Source organism: Nocardioides sp. YJ-D4, from assembly GCF_054031495.1.
In genome coordinates this window covers 3,113,746-3,129,985 of record NZ_CM132932.1, presented here as the reverse complement: position 1 = coordinate 3,129,985, position 16,240 = coordinate 3,113,746, and the positions used below count along the sequence as shown (strand labels likewise).

General features: G+C 69.0%; 21 protein-coding genes. 9 read left to right on the top strand and 12 right to left on the bottom strand.

The genetic code is table 11. From position 1 onward, the window contains the following. The first annotated feature begins 3 nt into the window (after positions 1 to 3). Positions 4 to 1,050, top strand: coding sequence for an NAD(P)-dependent alcohol dehydrogenase (locus tag ACW14X_RS14860; RefSeq protein WP_350837802.1), 1,047 nt, complete (start codon positions 4 to 6; stop codon positions 1,048 to 1,050). Positions 1,051 to 1,120: 70 nt separating this feature from the next. Here ACW14X_RS14860 and ACW14X_RS14855 read toward each other — a convergent pair whose 3' ends face one another. From ACW14X_RS14855 to ACW14X_RS14845, 3 genes are read right to left on the bottom strand one after another with little or no spacing between them, the layout of a single operon-like run. After that, complete coding sequence (locus ACW14X_RS14855) at positions 1,121 to 1,909, bottom strand: pentapeptide repeat-containing protein (protein ID WP_457162492.1); 789 nt, start codon at positions 1,907 to 1,909, stop codon at positions 1,121 to 1,123. Between the two features lie 14 nt (positions 1,910 to 1,923). Then, complete coding sequence (locus ACW14X_RS14850; RefSeq protein ID WP_457162491.1) at positions 1,924 to 2,532, bottom strand: TetR/AcrR family transcriptional regulator; 609 nt, start codon at positions 2,530 to 2,532, stop codon at positions 1,924 to 1,926. 7 nt (positions 2,533 to 2,539) lie between these two features. Continuing rightward, entirely contained in the window at positions 2,540 to 3,211 is a 672-nt protein-coding gene (locus ACW14X_RS14845; protein WP_457162490.1) for an enoyl-CoA hydratase-related protein, read from the bottom strand. Between the two features lie 108 nt (positions 3,212 to 3,319). On the opposite strand from ACW14X_RS14845, the gene ACW14X_RS14840 reads away from it, so the two are divergent. Both ACW14X_RS14840 and ACW14X_RS14835 read left to right on the top strand, forming a co-directional pair. Continuing rightward, the gene (locus ACW14X_RS14840) at positions 3,320 to 3,703 is read left to right on the top strand and encodes a pyridoxamine 5'-phosphate oxidase (RefSeq protein WP_160026168.1); all 384 of its coding nucleotides are present in this window, start codon (positions 3,320 to 3,322) and stop codon (positions 3,701 to 3,703) included. A 10-nt stretch (positions 3,704 to 3,713) separates the two neighbouring features. After that, positions 3,714 to 4,625: an NAD(P)H-binding protein gene (locus ACW14X_RS14835; RefSeq protein WP_160026167.1), complete on the top strand. Its 912-nt coding sequence runs from the start codon at positions 3,714 to 3,716 to the stop codon at positions 4,623 to 4,625. 4 nt (positions 4,626 to 4,629) lie between these two features. On the opposite strand, the gene ACW14X_RS14830 is transcribed toward ACW14X_RS14835, so the two are convergent. Together ACW14X_RS14830 and ACW14X_RS14825 are read right to left on the bottom strand one after the other, a co-directional pair. Further along, positions 4,630 to 5,337 (bottom strand): CPBP family intramembrane glutamic endopeptidase, encoded by a 708-nt coding sequence (locus ACW14X_RS14830; protein ID WP_457162489.1) that lies wholly within the window; start codon positions 5,335 to 5,337, stop codon positions 4,630 to 4,632. 66 nt (positions 5,338 to 5,403) lie between these two features. Beyond that, the gene (locus ACW14X_RS14825; protein WP_457162488.1) at positions 5,404 to 6,381 is read right to left on the bottom strand and encodes a cyclase family protein; all 978 of its coding nucleotides are present in this window, start codon (positions 6,379 to 6,381) and stop codon (positions 5,404 to 5,406) included. Between the two features lie 96 nt (positions 6,382 to 6,477). Here ACW14X_RS14825 and ACW14X_RS14820 point away from each other — a divergent pair, with 96 nt between their 5' ends. Next, positions 6,478 to 7,119, top strand: a complete 642-nt coding sequence (locus ACW14X_RS14820) for a class I SAM-dependent methyltransferase (RefSeq protein WP_400458369.1) — start codon at positions 6,478 to 6,480, stop codon at positions 7,117 to 7,119. 74 nt (positions 7,120 to 7,193) lie between these two features. Further along, entirely contained in the window at positions 7,194 to 7,634 is a 441-nt protein-coding gene (locus ACW14X_RS14815) for an iron chaperone (protein ID WP_350717635.1), read from the top strand. Here ACW14X_RS14815 and ACW14X_RS14810 read toward each other — a convergent pair. Both ACW14X_RS14810 and ACW14X_RS14805 read right to left on the bottom strand, forming a co-directional pair. Continuing rightward, positions 7,631 to 7,978 carry a hypothetical protein gene (locus tag ACW14X_RS14810; protein ID WP_457162487.1) on the bottom strand — a complete coding sequence of 116 codons (348 nt, stop codon included), beginning with the start codon at positions 7,976 to 7,978 and terminating at the stop codon, positions 7,631 to 7,633. The genes ACW14X_RS14815 and ACW14X_RS14810 overlap by 4 nt on opposite strands. 39 nt (positions 7,979 to 8,017) lie before the next feature. Beyond that, positions 8,018 to 8,506, bottom strand: a complete 489-nt coding sequence (locus ACW14X_RS14805) for a DnaJ family domain-containing protein (RefSeq protein WP_457162486.1) — start codon at positions 8,504 to 8,506, stop codon at positions 8,018 to 8,020. Positions 8,507 to 8,584: 78 nt separating this feature from the next. Here ACW14X_RS14805 and ACW14X_RS14800 point away from each other — a divergent pair, with 78 nt between their 5' ends. Both ACW14X_RS14800 and ACW14X_RS14795 read left to right on the top strand, forming a co-directional pair. Then, positions 8,585 to 9,187 carry a TetR/AcrR family transcriptional regulator gene (locus tag ACW14X_RS14800; protein WP_457162485.1) on the top strand — a complete coding sequence of 201 codons (603 nt, stop codon included), beginning with the start codon at positions 8,585 to 8,587 and terminating at the stop codon, positions 9,185 to 9,187. 90 nt (positions 9,188 to 9,277) lie between these two features. Then, positions 9,278 to 9,646 (top strand): cupin domain-containing protein, encoded by a 369-nt coding sequence (locus ACW14X_RS14795; RefSeq protein ID WP_400458374.1) that lies wholly within the window; start codon positions 9,278 to 9,280, stop codon positions 9,644 to 9,646. 44 nt (positions 9,647 to 9,690) lie between these two features. Here the strand turns inward: ACW14X_RS14795 and ACW14X_RS14790 are convergent, their stop codons facing one another. From ACW14X_RS14790 to ACW14X_RS14780, 3 genes are all read right to left on the bottom strand, one after another. After that, positions 9,691 to 10,071 carry a hypothetical protein gene (locus ACW14X_RS14790; RefSeq protein WP_457162484.1) on the bottom strand — a complete coding sequence of 127 codons (381 nt, stop codon included), beginning with the start codon at positions 10,069 to 10,071 and terminating at the stop codon, positions 9,691 to 9,693. A gap of 45 nt (positions 10,072 to 10,116) precedes the next feature. Next, positions 10,117 to 11,022, bottom strand: coding sequence for an RNA polymerase sigma-70 factor (locus tag ACW14X_RS14785; protein ID WP_457162483.1), 906 nt, complete (start codon positions 11,020 to 11,022; stop codon positions 10,117 to 10,119). 98 nt (positions 11,023 to 11,120) lie between these two features. Further along, positions 11,121 to 11,879 carry an SDR family oxidoreductase gene (locus tag ACW14X_RS14780; RefSeq protein ID WP_457162482.1) on the bottom strand — a complete coding sequence of 253 codons (759 nt, stop codon included), beginning with the start codon at positions 11,877 to 11,879 and terminating at the stop codon, positions 11,121 to 11,123. A gap of 190 nt (positions 11,880 to 12,069) precedes the next feature. Here ACW14X_RS14780 and ACW14X_RS14775 point away from each other — a divergent pair, with 190 nt between their 5' ends. Next, positions 12,070 to 13,116, top strand: a complete 1,047-nt coding sequence (locus ACW14X_RS14775; RefSeq protein ID WP_457162481.1) for a ferritin-like domain-containing protein — start codon at positions 12,070 to 12,072, stop codon at positions 13,114 to 13,116. Between the two features lie 18 nt (positions 13,117 to 13,134). Here ACW14X_RS14775 and ACW14X_RS14770 read toward each other — a convergent pair whose 3' ends face one another. Continuing rightward, positions 13,135 to 13,722, bottom strand: a complete 588-nt coding sequence (locus tag ACW14X_RS14770; protein WP_457162480.1) for a TetR/AcrR family transcriptional regulator — start codon at positions 13,720 to 13,722, stop codon at positions 13,135 to 13,137. A 94-nt stretch (positions 13,723 to 13,816) separates the two neighbouring features. On the opposite strand from ACW14X_RS14770, the gene ACW14X_RS14765 reads away from it, so the two are divergent. Further along, positions 13,817 to 14,317: an SRPBCC family protein gene (locus tag ACW14X_RS14765; protein ID WP_457162479.1), complete on the top strand. Its 501-nt coding sequence runs from the start codon at positions 13,817 to 13,819 to the stop codon at positions 14,315 to 14,317. Positions 14,318 to 14,366: 49 nt separating this feature from the next. Here ACW14X_RS14765 and dnaB read toward each other — a convergent pair whose 3' ends face one another. Continuing rightward, complete coding sequence (gene dnaB / locus ACW14X_RS14760; protein ID WP_160026145.1) at positions 14,367 to 15,797, bottom strand: replicative DNA helicase; 1,431 nt, start codon at positions 15,795 to 15,797, stop codon at positions 14,367 to 14,369. Between the last annotated feature and the right edge of the window lie 443 nt (positions 15,798 to 16,240).

The following is a 16,240-nucleotide window of genomic DNA, read 5'->3' as shown; positions in this document are numbered from 1 at the left end:
CCCATGCGCGTCAACGCGTACGCAGCACCTTCCGCCGGCGAGCCGCTGGCCCCGACCACCATCGAGCGCCGTGAGGTGGGCGCCAACGACGTCCTCATCGCGATCGAGTTCGCCGGCATCTGCCACTCCGACATCCACACCGTCAACGGTGACTGGGGCCCGCAGCCGTTCCCGGTCGTCCCGGGCCACGAGATCGTCGGTCGCGTCACCGAGGTCGGCTCGTCGGTCACCAACCACCAGGTCGGCGACCGCGTCGGCGTCGGCTGCTTCGTGAACTCGTGCCGCGAGTGCGACAACTGCCGCAACGGCGACGAGCAGCACTGCTCGACCCCGGGCGGCGGCGTCGGGACGTACGCCGCGAAGGACCGCGACGGTTCGTTCACCCAGGGCGGCTACTCGACCCACGTCGTCGTCGACGCCCACTTCGCGCTCAAGGTGCCCGAGGGCATGGACGCGGCGGCCGCGACGCCGCTGCTGTGTGCCGGCATCACCACGTACGCGCCCCTGAAGAAGTGGGGCGCCGGCCCCGGCAAGAAGGTCGCGATCGTCGGTCTCGGCGGGCTGGGCCACATGGGCGTCCAGATCGCCCACGCGATGGGCGCCGAGGTCACCGTGCTCTCGCAGTCGCTGAAGAAGCAGGAGGACGGGCTGCGGCTCGGCGCGGACCACTACTACGCCACCTCCGACCCGGCGACCTTCGAGCAGCTGGCCAGCTCGTTCGACCTGATCGTGAACACGGTCAGCGCGAAGATCGACCTCGACGCCTACCTCGGCCTCCTCGCCGTGGACGGCACGATGGTCAACGTCGGCGCCCCCGCGGAGCCGCTGAGCGTCAACGTGTTCTCGCTGATCACCAACCGGCGCAACTTCGCCGGCTCGATGATCGGCGGCATCGCGCTGACCCAGGAGATGCTCGACTTCTGCGCCGAGCACAACATCGGCTCCGAGATCGAGGTGATCTCGGCAGACCAGATCAACGAGGCGTACGCCCGGGTCCTGGCCTCCGACGTGCGCTACCGCTTCGTGATCGACACGGCCACGCTGGCCTGATCCGTCACGACCACGCGAGAGCGGCAGCCGGATCCAGGCTGCCGCTCTCGCCCGTTTTCCAGGGTGTCGTCTATCTCCAGTGCGCCGGGCGGGCGAGGCCGTCCGGCAGGCGCGTGCTCGCGTCTCCACGCATGGCGTTGACCTGCGCCTGGCCGAGGAAGAGCGCGCGGGTCAGGTCCGCACCGGCGACCGCGGCATCGCGGAGGTCGGCGCCGAGCAGGTCGGCATCGGCCAGGTCCACGCGGCTCAGGTCGGCGGAGATGAGGAGAGCGCTCCGCAGGTCAGCGCGCCGCAGGTCTCGCCGGCGCAGGTCCCGGCCGACGAGATCGGCACCGCTCAGCGCAGGGCCGGCGGGGCGGCGTACCTCCGCACTCACCTGCCGGAGCGCAGTCCCGACGACCGTGCGGAGGGCAGGGATGTCGGTGGCGAGGACCTGCTCGGCGGCGCCGCCCGCCGCCGCGGACACCAGCTCGGTCGCCTCGGAGAGGTCGGTCGCGGTGCCGCGCCATGCTGCCTCCTCGAGCAGGGCTAGCATCTCGTGGAGCTGCCGCATCACGTCGAAGACGTCGAACATGCTCTGCCGCAGGTCTGGCTCCGTACGCCAGTCCGCGCCGCCGAAGGTCACCTGGGTGACCTGCTGACCGGCGCCGGAGCACTCGAAGACCGTGCATCCGTTGTAGCCGCGGTCGCGCAGCCGGTCGTGGATCCCGCACCCGAAGTCGGGGCCGAGGTGGCGACACGGATCGCCGGCCGCCTTGTCCTCGGGGAAGTCCGCCGAGCGGGTGAAGGACAGTGCGACGCAGCACAGGCCGGCGCATCGTGAGCAGTCCGAGCGGTACGCGGAGTCGGGGCGGGTCACCTCCCCATCCTCCCTCAGCGCCGGTTCGGTGGTGACACGGCCGCGATGCCACGGACCGCGTGCTCGAGGGCATGCCGAGCAAGCGGGTCGGTGATGCGGTCGGCGTTCAGCAGCAGTGCCCCGGGCAACGTGACCACGCAGTGACGCACACTCGTGACTGCGGCACGGTCGTCCCGCTCCCACAGCGCGGAGGCGAGCTCGACGAGGAGGGCACCGAGCTCCTTCTGGAGGCCGAGCAGCTGCGTACGTCCCTCCTCGTCGAGCTCCGAGGTCAGCAGATCGTCCGCGGTCGCGGCCAGCAGGAGCCGGGCGCCGTCCTCGTCGTCCGTCGCGTACGCCGCGGGGGCGAGTGCGGCCGCGACCAGCGCCTCGGTCGCATCGCCCTCCCGCATCGCCTCCGCGACTCGGTCGCGCTGGAACGTGAGGAAGCGGCCGGCCTCCTCGGCCCAGACCCGGGCCAGGAGGCCGTCGCGCGACCCGAACGCGTGGTAGACCGCTCCGTTGGACGCACCCGACGCCGCGCTCAGCGCTCGGATCGTCAGGCCGTCGACGCCTCGCCCGATCCAGAGATCCCGGGCATGCGCGAGAAGGTCGGCGAGGTCGTACTGCCGTGGGCGCCCCATGCCGGGATCAGGCAGGGTCGCCGTTGCCGGCGCCGAGCGCCGTGACGACATCTGCGAACATCCGGGCCTTGATCGTGCCGAGGGTGGCGCGGTCCTTGCCCGCCAGATCGCGTACGAAGCCGGCGGCCGCCTCGAACAGCTTCTCCGACGAGGCGGTGGCGTCGATGATGCCCACCGCCGCGGCGTCAGCTCCGCCGTAGCGGCGCCCGGTCGCCATCGCGTCGAGCGCCGTGCGCGGGGTCAGCTTGCTGGTGACGAGGGCATTCATCCCCACGGTGAAGGGGATGTGGATGTCGACCTCGGGGAAGCAGAAGTAGCCGCGGTCCTCACGCATCACGCGGTAGTCATGGGCCATCGCCAGCATGGCACCCGCGCCGAACGCGTGTCCGTTGACCGCGGCGACCGTCGGGACCGGCAACGTGAGGATGCGCGCGAAGAGGTCCTGGACCCGGGCGACGTACGCATCGTGCTGGTCGAAGTTCTGCCCCAGCCACTCCAGGTCGAGCCCATTGGAGTAGAACTTGCCGCCGCCGATCGTGACCAGCACCGCCGGCTCGGTCGCCGACTCGATCTGGTCGAGCGCCGAGCCGACCGCCTCGAGCCAGTCGGGCGAGAAGCGGTTCTCGTCGTCCCCGAGGTCGAGTGTCCATACCGGTCCGTCGCTGGAGATGGTGACCACGATGCTGCTCCTTCGTTCGAGACCCGTACGTCATCCCGCCGGGTTCTGGCTGCTCCGACAGTAACAGAGCAGCGCTCTGAAATCCCCCTCGGGACTAAGGTGAGAGACATGAGCATCCCGGTCGCGCTGCCCGATCTCGCCTCGACCCTCGAGCGGTTCGGCAGCGGCTTCCTGCTGACCACCGCGGGCGAGCGGATCAAGGTCGTGGTCGTCGACCCGGTCGTCGAGGGCTCGACGCTGCGGATCTCGGATCCCGGCGGCGGCACCCGTGCCAACCTGGCCGCGAACCCGGTCCTGACCCTGACGTACGCCCCGCTCACGCCGCGCGACCATGCGCTGATCGTCGACGGCACCGGCCGTGTCGAGGGATCCGACGTCCTCGTGACGCCGACCGGCGCCGTGCTGCACCGGCCGGCATCGCACGCCTCTGGACCCGTGCCCGAGGACGGCTGCGGACAGGATTGCCGACCGGTCGACCCGTCGCGTCCGTAGGCTCGACCCCATGGAGACCTCGCCCACCGTGCTCGTCACCGGCGCGACCGGCTTCATCGGTCAGCGGCTGGTCGCGGAGCTGACCCGACGCGGCACCACGGTGCATGCGATGACCCGGCGCCCGGACGACTACGACGGCCCCGGCGTACCGGTGGGGGCCGACGTCAACGACCCCGCCACCCTGACGACCGCGCTCGACGGTGTCGATGTGGCGGTCTATCTGGTGCACTCGCTCGACCACGACGACTTCGAGGAGCGCGACGCCCGGGCCGCACGGTCCTTCGGGGCGGCCGCAAAGCGGGCCGGGGTGCGCCAGATCGTCTACCTGGGCGGCCTCGGCGACGATGACGGGGATCTCTCTCCCCACCTGCGCTCCCGCCGCGAGGTCGAAGCCCTGCTCGGCGAGGCCGGCGTCCCGGTCACGGTGCTGCGGGCCGCGATCGTCGTCGGGCACGGCGGCGTCTCCTGGGAGCTCACCCGGCAGCTGGTCAAGAACCTCCCCGCCATGGTCGTGCCGAGGTGGACCGCCACCCGGACCCAGCCGATCGCCGTCGACGACGTGATCCGCTACCTCGCGGGTGTCATCGACAACGAGGACGCGGTCGGCGAGATCTTCGATATCGGAGGTCCCGAGGCGATGACGTACGTCGACATGCTGACCGTCGCTTCCGAGGTGGCCACCGGCCGAACGACCCCCATCGTCCCGGTGCCGGTGCTGACGCCTCGACTGTCGTCGTACTGGCTGGCGCTGGTCACCGACATCGACCTGACCACCGGGCGCAACCTGATCGACTCGATGAGCACCGAGGTGGTCGCGCGGGACCGGCGCATCCTTGAGGTCGTACCCGGCGAGCCGTTGCCCTATCGCGAGGCCGTGCGACGCGCCCTGGCCGAGCGGCTGGCCGAGGGCAAGGGCGTCTGAGTCCTCAGCCGAAGAGCAGCGGCAGCGCCAGCAGCATCGACAGCGACCACGCACAGTGGGTGAGGATCGGCGCGAGTACGCCGCCGGACGCGCGCCGTTCGAGCCCGACCACGACACCGAGCAGGATCGCGGCGAAGGCCAGCATCACGTTGCCGGTCGCGAGCGTCGCGATCACGTAGGCCACCGACGTCCAGGCGACCGGATGGCGAGGTAGGGCGGCGTAGACCGCGCCGCGGAAGAACAGCTCCTCCGCCACCCCGTTGACGGCCGTCACCACGACCAGGATCGGGAGCGAGCCCTGGTCGGCGAAGTCGAGCACCGAGCGCACCTGCCGGTCCAGCCACGGGATCTCGCGCACGACCAGGCTGCCGATCACGAAGACCCCGGCCAGACCGAGGCCGAGCAGGATCGGCGGCAGCACGGGGCGTACGAACCGGCGCTCTCCCTGCCCCCGCCGGCGCCATGCGTCGATCCGGCCGAGATGGAGCGGCCCTGACGCGAAGGCACCGACGGCCCACACCCCGGCGAGAGCGAAGGTCGCCGGGTAGAACCAGACGCTGCCCGGCTCGATCCGCAGCGAGATCCCGAGCACGACGGCGCCGAGCAGGACGAAGCCGACCGTGACCAGCTGGCGGCGACGTAGCGCGGCGTCACCCTGCCGGTGATCGCGCGGGACGACGTCCCACAAGGACCTGCGCACCCAGCGGCGCACGGCACTCCCCTCGCTCCGGTGACGGCTGCGTTCACCGTCCAACCTAGCGGGCGATCGAAGCACCGATCAGATGATCGCGACGGCGTTCGCCGGTGAGCCGGTGGCGCCGGTGACGTTGAGCGGCTTGACGCTGAGGAAGGCCTCCCACCGCTGCAGCGCGTCCATGCGGCGGGCCAACGGTCCGAGCCGCCACAGCTCCCCGAGCGGCATGCCGAGCTTGGCCAGGAACTCCTGGTGCATCATGCCGCGGTCGTTCGGCGCCGACTGGACGAAGGGCGACCCCGGCACGGGCGGCAGGCACTCGACCGCGAACGTGTCCGCCGCGAGCAGGGCGAGACCGGAGTCCCACGCCCAGTCGAGCACCTCCTCGCTCTGCTCGATGCCCGTGGCGCGGCCGAGGGCCTGCTGAGCCAGCTTCTGCTCGGCGGTGAGCTCGAGGAACCACTCGCACCACCCGGTGTGGAGCATGACGATGTCACCGGCACGCAGCTCGATCGCCTGCGCGGTGAGGGCCTGGTCGATGTAGTCGTACGGGATCGGCTGACCGGCCTCGTGATCGAGCGTCTCCTCGCGCCGGGCGAGGAGGCCGGCGATGTCCACCAGGACTCCCCGGCTGACGATGGGGCGATCTGCCCAGACCTGGATGCCGATCTCCTCGGTCCCCGGGATGACCAGCTCGTCAGCGGTGCCGGCGTAGAAGCCGACGTCGTCGGCCCGCCGGTGACGCAGCCCGTCGACCTGGGTCGAGGACTGGAAGTAGTAACGGTCGAGGTAGTCGGCTCGGTGAGCCGGGTCGTTGCCGTAGATGACGTGCTCGGCCGGCTTCTCGGTCCTCGACATGCCGGGCATGAAGGCGTCGATCGGGTAGTCCAGCCCGTAGGCCTCGCCCAGCTGGACGAGACCGGCCGCGGCTACCACGGCCTCCTCGTCCGCGAAGGACGGCGTCCCGCGCGACGGGTCGTCGAAGAGCTCCCAGGAGGTGCCCCGCAGCGATCCGGGCCGGTCGTGGAGCTCGGCCCTGCTCGGGCGGTCGTGCGTGGTCATGGTGGTGTCCGTTCGTCTCTCAGACCGGCTGGATGCCGTGCCCCCACGCGGCTCGCCTCAGTATCTCGCGCTTCGCCCTGCCCTAGGGTCATTTCTGTGCCCGACAACTGGCTGAACGAGACCCGCGAGTCGTACGACACCGATGCCGCCGGCTATGCCGAGAAGGTACGCGGCCTGCTGGACGATCGTCCGTACCTCCGCGCCGGCCTGGCGGTGTTCGCCGAGGCTGTGCGCGAGGGCGGGCCGGTGGCCGATGTCGGCTGTGGCCCGGGGTACGTCACCCGGCATCTGCACGACCTCGGTGTCGACGCGTTCGGGATCGACCTCTCCCCCGAGATGATCGCCATCGCCCGGCAGGACCATCCCGACCTCGGGTTCGAGGTCGGGTCGATGACCGATCTGCCGCTGGCGGACGGATCTCTCGGCGGCGTACTCGCGTTCTGGTCGGTCATCCACATCCCCGACGCGGCGGTGCCCGGAGTGTTCGAGGAGTTCCGGCGGGTGCTGCGGCCCGGCGGTTCGGTGCTGGTCGGGTTCCATGTCGGCGACGAGACTCGGCGTTCGACCACCGGCTACACCGGGCGCGCGATCAACGTCGACACCCATCGCCGTACGCCCGAGCAGATCTCGCAGTGGCTACGCGAGGCCGGGTTCAGCATCGAGGCCGAGCTCCTCATGCGGCCCGATGACGATGTCCCGGGCGCGATCGTCTTCGCCCAGAAGCCTCTCTCCGACTGATCAGGAACGAAGAAGCGTACGGAGCCTCTGCCTCCTTAGGCTCGTCTCAACGGACCCGATAGGAAGGAAGACCGATGGCGAAGAGCACCACGTTCACCGAGGAAGAGAAGGCAGCCATGAAGGAGGCCGCGGCCGAGCGCCGTACGGCCGCCAAGCGTGGAACCGGCAGCAAGAAGGCCGAGGCCGACCTCGCCGACTGCCTCGAGAAGATCGAGGCGATGGACGACAACGACCGTGCGATCGGCGAGACGCTCCACCGGATCGTCACCACGCACGCGCCCGACCTCGCCCCGAAGACCTGGTACGGCATGCCCGCCTACGCCAACTCCGACGGCAAGGTCGTGGCGTTCTACAAGTCCGCCGGGAAGTTCAAGATGCGCTACGCCGAGGTCGGCTTCCAGGAGTGGGCGAACCTCGACGACGGCGACATCTGGCCGACCGTCTTCGCTGTCACGTCGATGACCCCGGCCGTCGAGGAGAAGCTCACCGAGCTGGTGAAGCGAGCGGTGCGCTAGCCGGCGTGATGCTCGCGGTAGCGCCGGTAGAGCCGTTCCAGGAACCCATCGAGCTCGGCGGCCATCTCCTCGTCCAACGTGGGAAAGGAGAAGGTCGCCTTGCCCGTACGCCGCTTGCGGAACGCCTCCGACGAGCCCTCGAGCGCCTCCGGCCAGGTGTCGACGGCGATCGCGTAGAGGCTCACCTTCTGCGCGCTCCGCTTGACCGCCGCGAAGTAGTCATGGGCGCCCGAGCCCGGCCAGCGCAACGACGGCATCCCGTAGATCGTCGCGTCCTCGAGCTCGTTGCGGTAACGGGCGAGAAGCGCCCAGATCCGGTCTTCGACGGCATCGAGGTCGGCCATTGAGCGAGCGTACCGAACGCGCGGCGCTCGCCGAGGCGCTCAGCGACGGCGGAAGAGCCGGAACCGACGGCGTCGCCGATCATCCGTGCGTGCCGGTTCGCGAGGTCTCCTCTGTCGCGCCGCGCGGCGGGCGGCCCATTCGGCCACCGTGGTGTCGGGGTCGCGTGGCATCGTGATCAGCGGCGGGCCCGCCGGCGGTTCATAGCGGGCGCGGATCACCTGCGCGTTGAAGTCGTCGATCTCGCGGCGTACGGCCTTCTCGTCTGCCAGCTCATCCAGGCGCGCGTCCAGCGCGGCGTCGTCCTTGCGGAGCTGGATCGACGGTGGCAGCAGCACAACGTGCTCACGCTCGATGAGGCTCCTGATCCACCACTCCGGATCGTGCTGGTCCGGTAGGTCGATCGGCTCACCGCTGCCGGGCAGGTCGTCGAAGTCGCCGCGTGCGATCGCCTTCCGGACCTGGAAGTCGGCGAGGAGGGCGACGGCGACCGCGTCGTCGATCGCGAAGGCGTACGGGTCGTGGGGCATCACCGTCGGCCACCTCCCTCTGCGGATATAAGTCACGTGTATTATGTCACGCGTATTGAAACGAGAAGGGACCGAGGGATGCCGAAGCAGGTCGACCACCGCGAGCGACGAGAGGCGATCGCGCACGCGCTGTGGCGGGTGGTCGAGCAACAGGGCTGGCCGCGAGCGACCATGCGCGAGGTCGCCCGCGAAGCAGATGTCTCTCTCGGGCAGCTTCAGCACTACTTCTCGTCCCGGGCCGCGATGCTGACCTTCGCGATGGAGTTCGCCGCCGAACAGACCTCGGACCGGGTCGCGCGCGCCCTGACCGGGGTCGCGCAGCCGCCACATCCCCGCGACGTACTCCGGGTGGTGCTCACCGAGATGCTCCCGCTGCACCCGGATGCTCGCGCCACCAGCCGCATGAACGCCGCGTACGTCCTCGAGGCGCTGCACGACCCCGAGCTGCGCGAGGTGGCCGGCGTCGGCCTGCGCCAGGGTCGCGACACGGTCGAGCGTCTCATCCGAGAGGCGATGGCCGATGGGCACATCTCCGCCGACCGCGACCTCGCGATCGAGACGGATCTCGTCCTCTCGCTGACCGGATTCACGCCGCTGCTGGAGCTCGGCGTGATCGAACCCGAGGCCGCGCTCGCGGCCATCGACCAGCACCTGGACCGGCTCTTCTCGCCCGCATCGTGACCGTCGGCCCGGACGTACCGCGAACCCGGGAGTCACAGATCTCACCGCTGTCCGGTCTACCGAGTGCACCGTTCATCGAGGAGGACTCCCATGTCATTGACCGTGCTTCAGGAAGCGAAACCGCCCTTCATCCCGGAGGGGGCGCACGCGATGACGATCGTCATCGAGTACCCGCCGGGCGACCCCGGCACCCCGCCGCACCGCCACTCCGGGCCGGCCTTCGGCTACGTACTGGAGGGCGAGATGGTGTTCGAGCTCGAGGGCGAGCCGCCGCGGGTCGTCCGTGCCGGCGAGACCTTCTGGGAGCCGGGCGGGGACGTCATCCACTACCAGGACGGCAACAACCGCGACGACATCCCGGTGCGGTTCACCGTCACGATGCTCTGCGAGCCGGGCAAGCCGATGCTCGAGTTCGTGTCCGAGCAGGAGCTCCAGGCGAAGGGCTGGTCGCGGAGCTGAACTGAGCTGACCGGGCCCGCACGGCACACGCCGTGCGGGCCCGGTCAGCTGCGGTGCCAGTCGCCCAGCTTGGCCGGGTTGAGCACGATCCACAGCGTCACGATCTCGTACCCGGCCGTCTCCGCGCCGATGACCGCGACGGCGCGAGAGCCATGGCGCAGGACCAGGCCGGCGCGGCCGTTGACGGACTCGACTGCCAGGTCGACACCGGTCTGTCCGCACAGCATCGTGACCAGGCGGGCGACCTCTGCCTGACCGTGCAGAGGCCCGTCAGGGGCGGGTACGAGTCCGCCGGCGTCGCAGGTGCCGACGACCTCGACGCCCAGGACGGCGGTGAGTGCGGTGACGTCCCCCCTGCCACAGGCTTCGGCGAACCTGCGGACGACCAGGTCGTGTCGATCGAGCGGACCCCAGGATGTGCGCACATCGTGCCCCGTTCTTTCGCGGTCGCCTGGTGTGTCCTCGGCGACTCAGCCTGCGGCGGACACGCCCTTGTTCTTCTCGGGGTTGACCAGCCAGAGCACCTGATCGATGCCGTCGACGGTGGCGTCGACGGTGACCAGGCCGTACGCGGAGCCGTCGCGGACGAGTACGGCGGACGTCTGTCCGTTCGTGGTCGTCCAGCGCACCTCGACGCCCTCCCAGAACCAGGTGGAGATCGCCTTGAGGAACTTCGCGACCCGCTCGGCGCCGACGAGCGGCGTACGGGCGACACCCGTCCGGCCGTTGCCGTCGGACAGGCTGGTCACATCCGGCGTGAAGAGTCGCTCCAACGCGGCCAGATCGCCGGCGCGGGCAGCGGTGAGGAACGTGGTCAGCAGCTCCCGCTGCTCTTCCGCGGCCACCGGCGCCCGCCGCTCGCCGGCGATGTGCTTGCGTGCCCGGCTGACCAGCTGACGTACGGCTGGTTCGGTCGAGGACAGGATGTCCGCGATCTGCGCGTAGGAGTACTCGAAGGCTTCTCGCAGGACGTAGGCGGCGCGTTCGCTCGGGGTGAGCCTCTCCATCAGCAGCAGAGACGCGAACTGCAGAGCCTCGGCCCGCTCGGCACCCAGGTACGGGTCCGCCCCGGTGTCAACCGGTTCGGGCAGCCACGGCCCGATGTAGGTCTCACGCCGTTTCCGCGCCGACTGCAGGACGTTGATGGCCAGCCGGGTGGTGGTGGTCGCCAAGAATGCCTCCGGGTTGGCCACCGTGGATCGGTCGTACGCCTGCCAGCGCAGCCACACGTCCTGCACCAGATCCTCGGCCTCGGTGACGCTGCTGAGCATGCGATACGCAATCCCGAACAGGCGCGGTCGCACCCGGGTGAAGACAGCGGTCGCCGCCTCGAGATCCTCAGCGTCACCGAGATCACGCACCTCGGAATCCGTCATCCCACGCCCCCACCGTCGAGTCTCGGTCGCCGTCCGGCACCAGCCAAACTCTAGAGGCTCTCAGAGTGCCGCCGCGCGACGATCGTGATCGGTGCTGGTCACTTCGCCGGCGGCGGGTTCAGCGGCAGCCAGTCGGCGAACCGGGTGGTCGCCAGCTGCGCGTCGGGGCCAGGCAAGAGCATGTCCTTGTCCAGCAGGGCACCGAAGTAGCGCGCCTCCGGGTCGGTGACGACCTCGCGGGCGTCGCCGCGGTAGCTCAGCCCGGTGCGAATCAGCTCGTCGAGACCGAACTGCTCGGGCCCGGCCACCTCGAGCGTGCCGTTCAGCGGCGTACCCACGGAGACTCGGCCAACCGCGGCGGCCACATCCTCGCCTGCGATGGGCTGGATCCGCGCGTCGGACAGACGGACCGTGTTTCCCTCGGTCGCCGCTTGGGCGATGCTGCCCACGAACTCGAAGAACTGCGTGGCGTGCACGATCGAGTACGGCCGTCCAGACTCCTTGATCAGCCTCTCCTGCTCGATCTTCGCGCGGAAGTAGCCGCTCTCGGCGAGACGCTCGGTGCCGACCACCGACAAGGCCACGTGGTGTCCGACCCCAGCCTTCTCCTCGGCGGCGAGGAGGTTCCCGGTGGACGTACGGAAGAAGTCCAGCCCGGCATCGTCGGCGAACGAGGGCGAGTTCGAGACGTCCACCAGGACGTCAGCGCCCTCCAGCACCTCGGCCAGCCCTTCGCCGGTCAGGGTGTTCACGCCCGAGTTGGGTGACGCGGACACCGCTTCATGGCCGTGCTCGGCCAGCTTCCGGACGAGCTTCGAGCCGATCAGGCCAGTTCCGCCGATCACGACGATCTTCATGGTGTTCCTTCCATCTCGCGTTCCGGCCGATCCGGAACGGCGCTCATCAGTGAGGACCGGACAGGCCTGCGGTTTGTGACAGGAGGATCGACGGCGGATGCGATCGGCCGTCCTCTTCCGGTCGTCGTCACAAACCGAGCGCCGATCCGGTCCTGAATGGAGACACCGACCTGACGAACCGAGGTACCTCATGGACACCCATGGCGCCCACGCCATCGACACGATCGACGATCTCCGACGCCACCTGCAGTGGGCGATCGAGCTCGAGCACGCGACGATTCCTCCCTACCTGTGCGCGCTCTACTCCCTGGACCCGGCCCGCAACCCCGAGGCCGCCCAGGTCGTGGGCACGGTCCTTGCCGAGGAGATGATCCATCTGGCGCTGGCCGCGAACCTGCTCAACGCCGTCGGCGGCTCTCCCGTGCTGGACGCGCCGGAGCTGCTCCCGGCGTACCCCCATCCGCTGCCGCACGGCGACCGGTCCGTCCACGTCCATCTGGTCCCGTTCGGTCCCGAGGCGCTCGAGCTGTTCCTGCGCATCGAGCAGCCGGCGTCCGTCGACGCGCCGCCGCAGGGTGACGAGTATCAGACGATCGGGCAGTTCTACGCCGCGATCGAGACCGGCCTGCGCGCCCTGTGCGACCAGCTCGGCGAGGAGAACGTGTTCAGTGGCGACCCGGCCCGGCAGATCGGCGAGTACCACCTCAGGGGCGGAGGTGGCGAGGTGCTGCCGGTCGTCGACCTGAAGTCCGCTTCGGCCGCGCTGGCGGAGATCGTCGAGCAGGGCGAGGGTGCCGCGCGTACGAACGTGTGGGACGGCGATCGCGACGTCTTCCACCCGGACCGGGACGAGGTCGCGCACTACTACAGGTTCCAGGAGCTCCGCCTGGGCCGCCGCTACCAGACCGGGGACACACCGCAGTCCGGCCCGACCGGCAAGGAGATCGCGATCGACTTCGACGGTGTGCTGCCGATGCGGCCCAACCCGCGTACCGCGGACTATCCGGAGGGCAGCCCCATCCGCGTCGCCCAAGAGGAGTTCAACCAGACCTACAGCCTGGTGCTGTACCTGCTCGAGCAGGCCTTCAACGGCGATCCCAGCCAGATGCAGGACGCTGTCGGCGCCATGTTCGGGCTCCGCAAGCAGGCGATGGCGCTGATGAAGATGCCTACCGGCGACGGGAAGACGACAGCCGGTCCGACCTTCGAGTACGTGCCGCTCGAGCAACGGAGCTGAAGCTCTGGAGGGTCTGTCTCACCCGATCACTTGCAGGACCAGGTCTCGGGCGCGCTCCAGCTCGGCGTCGTCTCCGAAGAGCTGGCGGTTGTTGTTGCCCGCATTGAGGAAGGCGTCGATCCGGAAGGCATCACCACTCGGGTCGTCCGAGTGAGCGGCCGTCAGCTCAGCGGCCAGGAAGTCGAGCCATTGGCGCTTCAGCTCGCGCACCGCCTCGGCGACCGCTCCCTCGCGGTGACCGTATTCGACGGTGGTCGCGGCGATGAAGCACCCGCCCGGGAAGGTGTTGGCCCTCAGGTAGGCGACCCAGGCGTCGACCAGTGCTCGCAGGCGGTCCTTGCCCGGTTCGCTCGGCAGTGCCGGTGCGACGACCGTTTCGCGATAGACGCGCGACGCCTCACGCACCGCCGCGACCTGGATCGACTCCCGGTTGTCGAAGACGGTGAGGATGCCGCTCTTGCTCACCCCGACCTGTGTGGCCAGTGACCCGACGGTGATCGAGTCCAACCCGTGGGTGGTCGCGATATCTGCCGCCTTGCGCGCCACCTTGCGCCGGGTCGCGTCACCTCTGGCACGTCGTCCGTCCGCGGAGCCCTCAGAAGTCACGTAGGACATTCTATACGTCCGACTGGACGTAAATCTCTCTGCGTCGCTAGAGTCGGGAAGCACGACCGATCGGTCGCACAACTAGGGGGTTGCCGTGCCCGAGGACTACGAACCGCTGCTCCAGGACTCCGTCGAGATCGCCGCCGCGCCCGCCCGGGTCTGGGAGCTCGTTCAGGACGTACGCAGCATCCCGCAGTGGAGTCCGCAGGTGGACTCCACCCGACTCCGAGACGGGTACGAGCGGGTCGAGCTCGGCGCGCAGTTCACCAATCGGAACAGTCTCGGCGATCTGGAGTGGACCACTCACGGGGAGATCGTTCGGTTCGAGGCCGAGCAGGAGCTGGCCTTTCGGATCCAGGAGAACTGGGTGGTCTGGTCCTTCCGCCTCGAACCGACGAGCCACGGCGGCACGCGACTCACCCAGCGGCGCGAAACACCCGACGGCATCTCCGACATGTCGCTGAAGCTCACCGATGGCTTCTTGGGAGGGCAGGCGACGTTCACCGAGGTCCAGCGCGCGGGAATGCGGCAGACACTGGAAGGGATCAAGGCTGCGGCGGAAGGCCGACCCTCGAGCGACGCGGCCGGATCCTGACCATCGGCGGAGGTCAGTCTCCGCTGCGTCTCAGCGACGTGTCCCGCGCTCAGTGGGCCATGTCGACGAAGCGGCTGTAGTGACCCTGGAAGGCGACGACGAGGTCGCGGGTGGGGCCGTTGCGGTGCTTGGCGATGATCACGTCGGCCTCGCCGGGGCGGGTCGACTCCTTCTCGTAGACGTCGTCGCGGTGGAGGAGGACGACCATGTCGGCGTCCTGCTCCAGCGAGCCTGACTCACGGAGGTCAGAGACGGCCGGGCGCTTGTCGGCGCGCTGCTCGGAACCACGGTTGAGCTGCGACAGCGCGATGATCGGGACCTCGAGCTCCTTGGCCAGCAGCTTGATCTGACGGGAGAACTCGGAGACCTCGAGCTGACGGGACTCGACCTTCTTGCCGGAGCTCATCAGCTGCAGGTAGTCGATGACGATGAGCCGGAGATCGTGGCGCTGCTTGAGCCTTCGGGCCTTGGAGCGGATCTCCATCATCGTCATGTTGGGGCTGTCGTCGATGAACATCGGCGCGCTGGAGACCTCGCCCATCTTGCGGGCCAGCTTGTTCCAGTCGTCGTCGGACATGTTGCCGTTGCGGATGTGGTTGAGCGGCACCTTGGCCTCCGCGCTCAGGAGACGCATGGTGATCTCGGAGCGGCTCATCTCCAGGCTGAAGAAGACGCTGGTCAGGTTGTTGTGAATCGAGGCCGCACGACAGAAGTCGAGAGCCAGGGTCGACTTACCCATCGCGGGTCGGGCCGCGACGATGATCATCTGGCCGGAGTGGAAGCCGTTGGTGAGCTCGTCGAAGTCGGCGAAGCCGGTGGGGACGCCGTAGAGGCCGGCCTCGCGGTTGGAGATCGCCTCGATCTCGTCGAGGACGCCATCCATGATGTCGGCGAGCGGGGAGTAGTCCTCACCGGAGCGCTTGTCGGTGAGCTTGAAGACCTCGGCCTGGGCCTCGTCGACGATGTTGTCGACCTCGCCCTCGCCGGCGTAGCCGATCTGCACGATCTTGGTGCCGGCCTCGACCAGGCGGCGCAGGACCGATTTCTCGCGGACGATCTCGCCGTAGTAACCGGCGTTGGCGGCGATCGGAACGTTGGAGGCGAGCGTGTGCAGGTAAGGAGCGCCACCGATGCGCTCCAGCTCACCCTTGCGGCGCAGCTCGTCGGCGACGGTGACCATGTCGGCGGGCTCACCACGACCGTAGAGATCGATGATCGCGTCGTAGATGGTCTCGTGCGTCGGGCGGTAGAAGTCGGTGCCGCGCAGTGTCTCGGAGACGTCGGCGATGGCGTCCTTCGAGATCAGCATCGAGCCGAGGACAGCCTGCTCGGCAGCCATGTCCTGCGGTGGCGTGCGGTCGTTGACCGCGCGCGGGGCGTTGCCCGGTTCGTACGCCGCGGGGCCGTCGCCCCACTCCTCGAACGGCGGCTCCGGGAAGTCGCCCGGACCGCCCATCGAGCCGGTCTCAGTGACGCTCATTCCCTTGCCCCTCCGTGGTCTGCGGATCGTCGCGGCGTGATCTCGGTCGATTCGGTTCCACGCTACGGGTGGGCACCGACAGTTCTGCTCCCGCAGTCCTGGGCCGACCCTCGACGACACCCTCAAGTCTCCGTGACCCTACGTCGCATCCCACATCGGCGACAGCAGGTTATCCACAGGCCCTGGGGATAACCGGGGGATAGCGGTGGACGACACCCTGGTCAATGTGAACAGCCTGGGGAACTGCCTGTGCATAACTAGGGTCATCCGATTGGTAAAGCCACTCTGACCTGGGACTTTGTTGTCCATAGGCTGTGGACGAAAGAAAGTCGGCAGCCCATCGGGGTTCATCGCCGAGATCGTCGTGCACCCTTGGGCGTTTTGTCGACATAGCGCCGCAACGACGTTTTCCACAGGTTTTCCACTTGCCCTGAACAACGCCT

Coding starts and splice junctions, on each gene's coding strand:
- ACW14X_RS14780 (WP_457162482.1), bottom strand. CDS start 11,879: ATGAAGATCGTCGTGATCGGCGGAACTGGCCTGATCGGCTCGAAGCTC.
- ACW14X_RS14800 (WP_457162485.1), top strand. CDS start 8,585: ATGCCGAAGCAGGTCGACCACCGCGAGCGACGAGAGGCGATCGCGCAC.
- ACW14X_RS14860 (WP_350837802.1), top strand. CDS start 4: ATGCGCGTCAACGCGTACGCAGCACCTTCCGCCGGCGAGCCGCTGGCC.
- ACW14X_RS14835 (WP_160026167.1), top strand. CDS start 3,714: ATGGAGACCTCGCCCACCGTGCTCGTCACCGGCGCGACCGGCTTCATC.
- ACW14X_RS14810 (WP_457162487.1), bottom strand. CDS start 7,978: ATGGCCGACCTCGATGCCGTCGAAGACCGGATCTGGGCGCTTCTCGCC.
- dnaB (WP_160026145.1), bottom strand. CDS start 15,797: ATGAGCGTCACTGAGACCGGCTCGATGGGCGGTCCGGGCGACTTCCCG.
- ACW14X_RS14840 (WP_160026168.1), top strand. CDS start 3,320: ATGAGCATCCCGGTCGCGCTGCCCGATCTCGCCTCGACCCTCGAGCGG.
- ACW14X_RS14850 (WP_457162491.1), bottom strand. CDS start 2,532: ATGGGGCGCCCACGGCAGTACGACCTCGCCGACCTTCTCGCGCATGCC.
- ACW14X_RS14825 (WP_457162488.1), bottom strand. CDS start 6,381: ATGACCACGCACGACCGCCCGAGCAGGGCCGAGCTCCACGACCGGCCC.
- ACW14X_RS14815 (WP_350717635.1), top strand. CDS start 7,194: ATGGCGAAGAGCACCACGTTCACCGAGGAAGAGAAGGCAGCCATGAAG.
- ACW14X_RS14805 (WP_457162486.1), bottom strand. CDS start 8,506: ATGCCCCACGACCCGTACGCCTTCGCGATCGACGACGCGGTCGCCGTC.
- ACW14X_RS14785 (WP_457162483.1), bottom strand. CDS start 11,022: ATGACGGATTCCGAGGTGCGTGATCTCGGTGACGCTGAGGATCTCGAG.
- ACW14X_RS14795 (WP_400458374.1), top strand. CDS start 9,278: ATGTCATTGACCGTGCTTCAGGAAGCGAAACCGCCCTTCATCCCGGAG.
- ACW14X_RS14775 (WP_457162481.1), top strand. CDS start 12,070: ATGGACACCCATGGCGCCCACGCCATCGACACGATCGACGATCTCCGA.